Raw genomic sequence first — 385 nt, forward strand, 5'->3', positions numbered from 1 at the left:
ACCACCTGACAAATTGGCAATTTTGGCATCAGGTTCCGGGCATCGTAATGCATCCATTGCTCTTTCCAATTTAGAATCGATTTCCCAAGCATTTGTTGCATCTATTTTATCCTGTAATTCGCCTTGTCTAACCAACAGTTTATCCATTTCGTCTGGGTTTTCATAGACCTCAGGCAAACCGAATTTCTCATTAATTTCTTCGTATTCTTTTAAGGTAGCTGTAATTTCAGCAACACCTTCCTGAACAATTTCAAGGACGGTCTTTTCGGTATCTAATTGTGGTTCCTGCGCCAAATATCCTACAGAATAGCCTGGAGAGAACACGACTTCACCCTGATATGATTTGTCCAAACCCGCAATAATTTTCAATAAGGAAGATTTTCCG

1 protein-coding gene is annotated in these 385 nt (G+C 40.0%); it reads right to left on the bottom strand.

Annotation, left to right across the window (positions count from 1 at the left end; translation table 11 throughout):
• Nucleotides 1-385 (bottom strand): ATP-binding cassette domain-containing protein (locus B4A24_RS09165; RefSeq protein ID WP_293944474.1); only part of this gene is annotated, 385 nt, incomplete at both ends.

This window comes from Sphingobacterium sp. UBA7249, from assembly GCF_002472835.1.
Taxonomy (GTDB): Bacteria; Bacteroidota; Bacteroidia; order Sphingobacteriales; family Sphingobacteriaceae; genus Sphingobacterium; species Sphingobacterium prati.